Origin of the sequence: Streptomyces hydrogenans (genome assembly GCF_014656075.1) — a bacterium.
In the GTDB taxonomy this organism is placed as follows: Bacteria; Actinomycetota; Actinomycetes; order Streptomycetales; family Streptomycetaceae; genus Streptomyces; species Streptomyces hydrogenans.
The window spans coordinates 46,385-52,743 of the sequence record NZ_BNBS01000053.1 but is presented as its reverse complement, the minus strand read 5'-3'; the positions used below and the strand labels follow the sequence as shown (position 1 = coordinate 52,743).

Genomic DNA, 6,359 nt, shown 5'->3' with positions numbered 1-6,359 from the left:
CTGCGTTTCCGACTCTATCAGATCTTTCCGACCCGATTTCCTCGGTGCTTTCCGGTCCCTTTTGCTTTCGCTCCGGGCCCTTCCGGCGTTTCCGACTCTATCAGATCCTTTCGGCGTCTGATTCCCAGTCAGCGGGAGTTGTCTTCCCGGCCGTTGGGCCGTTCCGACGAGTGAGACATTAGCGGATTCCCCGGCCCCGAAGCGAATCGGGGTCTGCGTCCGGACTTCGAACGCGGATTCCTCATTTCGCAAAAGCGCACGGAAATCAAACGGCACGACGAATCGCAGCCGTCAGGCTCAGTGGTTCTTGCGGAATCGCTGTCCGGGGCCGGCCTGGGCCGGTGCTCACGTCGGACAACTCGGAGAACACTACGGACCTGACAAACCCGTGTCAACCCTGGTCCGGAGGCGTACTCTCTCCCCATGACTACGCATGCGCACACCACCCAGTGGTGGGCCGCCTGACCGGCGGCCCGTACTGACGCATGCACACGGCCGCCGCCTCGGCGGCCGTTCGCGTATCCCCCTCCGGGAGCCGGGCCGTCGGGCCGGCGAAGGACGGAGAAGGAGCGGATCGCGATGACGAGGATCTTCAGCGGGGTCAAGCCGACCGGGCACCTGACGCTGGGCAACTACCTCGGAGCCGTACGGCGGTGGGTCGAGGTCGACCAGCACCAGGGCGAGGCGCTGTTCAGCGTCGTGGACCTGCACGCGCTGACCGTGGAGCACGATCCGGCGCGGGTGCGCCGGCTGAGCCGGCAGGCGGCGACGCTGCTGCTGGCCTCGGGGCTCGATCCGGAGCTCTGCACGCTGTTCGTGCAGAGCCACGTGGACGAGCACGCCCGGCTGTCGTACCTCCTGGAGTGCACGGCCACCGACGGCGAGCTGCGGCGGATGATCCAGTACAAGGAGAAGAGCGTGCGGGCGCGGGAGGCCGGGCAGGGCGTGCGGCTGTCGCTGCTCACCTATCCCGTGCTGATGGCCGCGGACATCCTGGCCTACGGGACCGACGAGGTGCCGGTGGGCGAGGACCAGACGCAGCACGTGGAGCTGACCCGGGACCTGGCACTGCGGTTCAACCAGCGGTACGGGCACACGTTCACCGTGCCCAGGGCGACGCGGCCGGCGGTGGCGGCGCGGGTCATGGACCTCCAGGACCCCACCTCCAAGATGGGGAAGTCCCACGAGAACGGGGCCGGGATCGTCTATCTGCTGGACGACGCCGACACCGTGCGGCGGAAGGTCATGCGGGCCGTGACGGACAGCGGCCGGGAGGTCGTCTACGACCGGGACGTCAAGCCGGGTCTCGCAAATCTGCTCGATCTGATGGCGGCGGCGACGGGTGGGAACCCGGAGGAGCTGGCCGGTGTATACGAGTCGTACGGAGCCTTGAAGAAGGACACGGCGGACGCCGTCGTCGAGCTGCTGCGGCCGGTGCGGGAGCGGCATGCCGAGCTCGCGGCGGATCCGGGGTACGTGGACCGGGTGCTGAGGGAGGGGGCCGAGCGGGCCCGGGGGATCGCGCGGCCGCTGGTGGACCGGGCCTACCGGGCGATCGGGCTGCTGCCCGCCGCGTGACGGAAGGCGGCGCGGTAGTCGCGCGGGCTGGTGGCGAGGTGCGCGGCGAAGTGCTGGCGCATCGTGACCTCGCTGCCGAAGCCCGCGCGGCGGGCCACCTCGGGAAGGGGGTGGTCGGTGAGTTCGAGGAGTTTCTGGGCGGCGGCGACGCGCTGGGTGATGAGCCAGTGGAGGGGGGTGGTGCCGGTGGTGGCCTGGAAGTGGCGGGCGAAGGAGCGGGGGGACATGCCCGCGTGGGCCGCGAGGCTCGCGACCGTGTGGGGCAGGTCGAGGTGGGCGAGCGCGTGGGCGCGGACGGCGGCGAGGGCGTCCTCGTCCCGGTCGGCCCTGGGCGTGGGTCGCTCGATGAACTGGGCCTGGGTCCCGGTGCGGAAAGGGGCGGTGACCATGGAGCGGGCGACGGTGGCGGCGACCTCGGCGCCGTGGGCCGTACGGACCAGGTGGAGGCAGAGGTCGATGCCGGCGGCGGTGCCGGCCGAGGTCCAGACGCCGGTGTCCTCGATGTGGAGCGCCTCGGGTTCGACGCGGACCTCGGGGTGGCGGGCGGCCAGGGTCCCGGCGAGGCGCCAGTGGGTGACCGCGCGGCGGCCGTCGAGCAGTCCGGCGCGGGCCAGGACGAAGGCGCCCGCGCAGAGGGAGGCGACGGGGACGCCGTGGGCGTGGGCGCGGCGGAGGGCGTCGAGGACGGCCGGCGGGACGTCGGCGTCGGGGTCCTCGATGCCGGGGACGAGGACGAGGTCGGTGGGGGTGAGGGTGTCGAGCCAGTCGAGGGACCGGTCGGGGGCGAGGGACAGGCCGCCGCGGATCGGGATGGCGGCGGTCGGGTCGGCGGCTGCGCGGCGGAGCTCGAAGGCGGGGACGCCTCGGTCGGTGCGGTCGGTGCCCCAGACCTCGGTGACGACGGAGACGTCGAAGGCGCGGATGCCGGGGAAGGAGACGAGAGCGATGCGCTGGGGGGCCGCCATGACTGGCAGTAAAGCATCGATCGCTGGCTTCTGCGCCTCTGGGGCGGGTGGGCGGTGCCCGGCAGGATCGTGGTCATGGAGATCGAGGAGAACGCAGCGCTGATCGTCGTCGACGTCCAGAAGGGCTTCGACTCCGCGTACTGGGGTCGCCGGGACAACCCGGAGGCGGAGAAGAACATGGCCGCGCTGATCGACCGGTGGCAGGAGACGGGCCGGCCGGTGGTCTTCGTACGGCACGACTCGCGGCAGGCGGGGTCGCCGCTGGCGCCGGGCACCGAGGGCAACGCCTTCAAGGACTTCGTCGAGGAGCGGCGGGGCACGGGGGCGGGGCCGGAGGTGCTGGTGACGAAGACGGTGAACTCCGCCTTCTACGGGGAGCCGGACCTGGACGCCTGGCTGCGGGGGGCGGCCCGCGGCGGAGCCGCTGACGGACGCCGTGGTCAGCTCGTGATCGTCGGGATCCAGACGAACATGTGCAACGAGACGACGGCCCGGATGGGCGGGAACCTCGGCTACGACGTGCTGTTCCCGCTGGACGCGATGCACACCTTCGACCTGGCGGGGCCGTTCGGCTGGTCGCGGACGGCGGAGGAGCTGACCCGGGCGACGGCGGTGTCGCTGCACGGCGGGCGGTTCGCCCGGGTCGTGACCACGGAGGACGTGCTGAAGGGCACGGCCGGGTAGGGGTCAGCCGTTGCCGGAGGCGAGCTCGCGGCTGCGGTCGCGGGCGGCCTCCAGGGCGGCGATCAGGGCGGCGCGGACGCCGTGGTTCTCCAGCTCGCGGATGGCGCTGATGGTGGTGCCGGCGGGGGAGGTGACGGCCTCGCGGAGCTTGACGGGGTGCTCGCCGCTGTCGCGGAGCATCACCGCGGCGCCGATGGCGGCCTGGACGATGAGGTCGTGGGCCTGGGCGCGGGGCAGGCCGAGGAGGATGCCGGCGTCGGTCATGGCCTCGACGAGGAAGTAGAAGTACGCGGGGCCGGAGCCGGAGAGGGCGGTGGCGGCGTCCTGCTGGGACTCGGGGACGCGGAGGGTCTTGCCGACGCCGCCGAAGATCTCCTCGGTGTGGGCGAGGTGCTCGGGGGTGGCGTGGCTGCCGCCGGAGATCACGGACATGCCCTCGTCGACGAGGACGGGGGTGTTCGGCATGACGCGGACGACGGGGGTGCCGGGGCTGAGCCGCTCCTCGATGAAGGAGGTGGGGATGCCGGCGGCGGCGCTGATGACGAGGCGGTCGGTGGCCACGTGGGGGCCGAGCTCGTCGAGGAGGCGGCCCATGTCCTGGGGCTTGACGGCCAGGATGAGGGTGTCGGCGCGCTTGGCGGCCTCGGCGTTGGTGACCGTCTCGACGCCGTAGCGGTCGCGGAGCTCCTCGGCGCGCTCGCCGCGGCGGGTGGTGACCAGGAGGTGCGCGGGGCGCCAGCCGGCTCGGATCATGCCGCTGAGGAGCGCTTCACCGATCTTGCCGGTGCCGAGGACTGCGACGGTCTGGGTCATGGCTCTGTTCACCTCGCCGGAGGGGGTATGTGTCGTCATCCTCGCACCGGCGGGGCGGCCGGTGCGCGGGGTGTCCGAGGGTCGGTCACGCGGTGCGGCGGCGGAGGGTGGCGGCGCCGAGGGCGAGGACGAGGACGGCGCAGCCCGCCACGACGAGGGCGTCGCGGACGAAGGCGGTGGTGACGTCGGGGTGGCGGAGGACCTCGTTCATGCCGTCGACGGCGTACGACATGGGCAGGACGTTCGAGATCGCTTCGAGGGCGGGGGCCATCTTGTCGCGCGGGGTGAAGAGGCCGCAGAGGAGCAGCTGGGGGAAGATCACCGCCGGCATGAACTGGACGGCCTGGAACTCGGAGGCCGCGAAGGCGGAGACGAAGAGGCCGAGGGCGGTGCCGAGGAGGGCGTCGAGGAGGGCCACCAGGAGGAGGAGCCAGGGGGAGCCGACGACGTCGAGGCCGAGGAACCAGACGGCGAGGCCGGTGGCGAGGACCGACTGGACGACGGCGACGAGGCCGAAGGCGAGGGCGTACCCGGCGATGAGGTCGGCCTTGCCCAGGGGCATGGCGAGGAGGCGTTCGAGGGTGCCGGAGGTGCGTTCGCGCAGGGTGGCGATGGAGGTCACCAGGAACATGGTGATGAGGGGGAAGATCCCGAGCAGCGAGGCGCCGATGGTGTCGAAGGTGCCGGGGCTGCCGTCGAAGACGTAGCGGAGCAGGAAGAGCATCGCGCAGGGGACGAGGAGCATCAGCGCGATGGAGCGGGGGTCGTGGCGCAGCTGGCGCAGGACGCGGGCGGCCGTGGCGAGGGTGCGTGCGGGGGTCATGGGCGGGGCTCCTCGTGGGCGGCGCGGGCGGCGGCGGTGTCGACGAGGTGGAGGAACGCCTCCTCGACGGTGGGGGTGCCGCTCCGCCGGCGGAGGTCGTCGGGGCTGCCTTCGGCGAGGATCTCGCCCTCGCGCATGAGGAGGAGGCGGTGGCAGCGCTCGGCCTCGTCCATGACGTGGGAGGAGACGAGCAGGGTGGTGCCCCGGTCCGCGGCGAGGCGGTGGAAGAGGTCCCACAGGTCGCGGCGGAGGACGGGGTCGAGGCCGACGGTCGGCTCGTCGAGGACGAGCAGGTCGGGGCTGCCGAGGAGGGCGACGGCGAGGGAGACGCGGCTGCGCTGGCCGCCGGAGAGGCGTCCGGCGAGGGCGTCGGCGTGGTCGCGGAGGTCGACGTCGGTGAGGGCGCCGTCGACGGCGGCGGCGCGGGCGGGGCGGTGGGTGCGGCCGGGGAGGAGCACGGCGGCGAAGTAGTCGAGGTTCTGCCGGACGGTGAGGTCGTCGTAGACGGAGGGGGCCTGGGTGACGTAGCCGATGCGGGGGCGGAGGCTCGGGTGCCCGGCGGGCCGGCCGAGCACGGTGAGGGTGCCGGTGACCTGGGCCTGGGTGCCGACGATCGTGCGAATGAGGGTGGTCTTGCCGCAGCCGGAGGGGCCGAGGAGGCCGGTGACGCGGCCGGCGGGGACGGTGAGGTCGAGGCCGCGCAGGACGGTGCGGCCGCCGCGGACGGTGGTGAGGGCGCGGACGGTGATCGCGGGGTCGGGGTCGGAGTCGGGGGGTTCGGGGTCGCCGTGGGCACCGGGCCCTTCGGGGTCGCCGGGCCCTTCGGGATCGCCGGGCCCTTCGGGATCGCCGTCGGAATAATTCATCATGTGATGAATACTGGGGACGGAGAAGCCCCCGCGTCAAGGACCGCGGGGGCTTCTCGGTGGCCGGCGCCGTGCGCGCTCCGGCTTCTTACGGGCGCTTGGGCTTCTTGCGGGCGGCGGGGTTGCCGGTGCGGGCGCCGCGGCGCTTCTCGAAGCGGGCGCGGGCCGTCTCGTACTCGGCGCGGCGGAGCTTCTCGCCGGGGGCCTCCACGAGGCAGCGGAGGGCGTAGGCGAGGAGCACGCCGATGAAGCCGATCGCCTTCAGGCTCTTGAGGGAGTCCTCGCGGGCCGGGTCGGCGGGGCGGCGGCCGAAGCCCTCCCAGGTCTTGGTGAAGGCGATGGCCGAGCAGATCGCGAACATCAGGATCACCAGCGTGTTCACGATGCCGCCCACCGCCGCGACCTGGAGCCCCTGGTAGGCGAAGCGCAGGACGAAGGCACCCGCGACGGCCACGAGGAGCGCGCCGGCGGCGAGGCCGGCGCGCCGCGGTCCGTAGTGGGCGCTGTGGTCGACCCAGGTCGTCCCGAAGAAACGGATCTCCTCGGGCTGGGGTCCGCTCGTGCCGCTTCCGGGGTTCTGCTTGTCCTCGCTCACGAGGTCGATTATCCCCGGAGCGGCGCCCGGACGGC

Annotated in this window: 7 protein-coding genes; 2 read left to right on the top strand and 5 right to left on the bottom strand. The window is 72.7% G+C overall.

The window, feature by feature from the left end; all coding sequences use genetic code 11:
- The first annotated feature begins 579 nt into the window (after window positions 1-579).
- Window positions 580-1,578, top strand: coding sequence for a tryptophan--tRNA ligase (gene trpS / locus IE321_RS22435; RefSeq protein WP_190224285.1), 999 nt, complete (start codon window positions 580-582; stop codon window positions 1,576-1,578).
- Here trpS and IE321_RS22430 read toward each other — a convergent pair.
- Complete coding sequence (locus IE321_RS22430; protein ID WP_190224284.1) at window positions 1,545-2,543, bottom strand: GlxA family transcriptional regulator; 999 nt, start codon at window positions 2,541-2,543, stop codon at window positions 1,545-1,547. The genes trpS and IE321_RS22430 overlap by 34 nt on opposite strands.
- A 75-nt stretch (window positions 2,544-2,618) precedes the next feature.
- Between IE321_RS22430 and IE321_RS22425 the strand changes: the two genes are divergently transcribed.
- The gene (locus IE321_RS22425; RefSeq protein ID WP_190224283.1) at window positions 2,619-3,227 is read left to right on the top strand and encodes a cysteine hydrolase family protein; all 609 of its coding nucleotides are present in this window, start codon (window positions 2,619-2,621) and stop codon (window positions 3,225-3,227) included.
- Between the two features lie 3 nt (window positions 3,228-3,230).
- Here IE321_RS22425 and proC read toward each other — a convergent pair whose 3' ends face one another.
- The 4 genes from proC to IE321_RS22405 form a co-directional block, all read right to left on the bottom strand.
- A complete protein-coding gene (proC, locus tag IE321_RS22420) occupies window positions 3,231-4,040 on the bottom strand; it encodes a pyrroline-5-carboxylate reductase (RefSeq protein WP_043226625.1) in 810 nt (269 codons plus the stop codon).
- A gap of 85 nt (window positions 4,041-4,125) precedes the next feature.
- A complete protein-coding gene (locus tag IE321_RS22415; protein ID WP_043226624.1) occupies window positions 4,126-4,863 on the bottom strand; it encodes an ABC transporter permease in 738 nt (245 codons plus the stop codon).
- Window positions 4,860-5,732, bottom strand: coding sequence for an ABC transporter ATP-binding protein (locus tag IE321_RS22410; protein WP_190224282.1), 873 nt, complete (start codon window positions 5,730-5,732; stop codon window positions 4,860-4,862). The genes IE321_RS22415 and IE321_RS22410 overlap by 4 nt, the downstream gene beginning before the upstream one ends.
- Window positions 5,733-5,817: 85 nt before the next feature.
- Window positions 5,818-6,324, bottom strand: a complete 507-nt coding sequence (locus tag IE321_RS22405) for a hypothetical protein (RefSeq protein WP_190224281.1) — start codon at window positions 6,322-6,324, stop codon at window positions 5,818-5,820.
- Window positions 6,325-6,359: the final 35 nt, after the last annotated feature.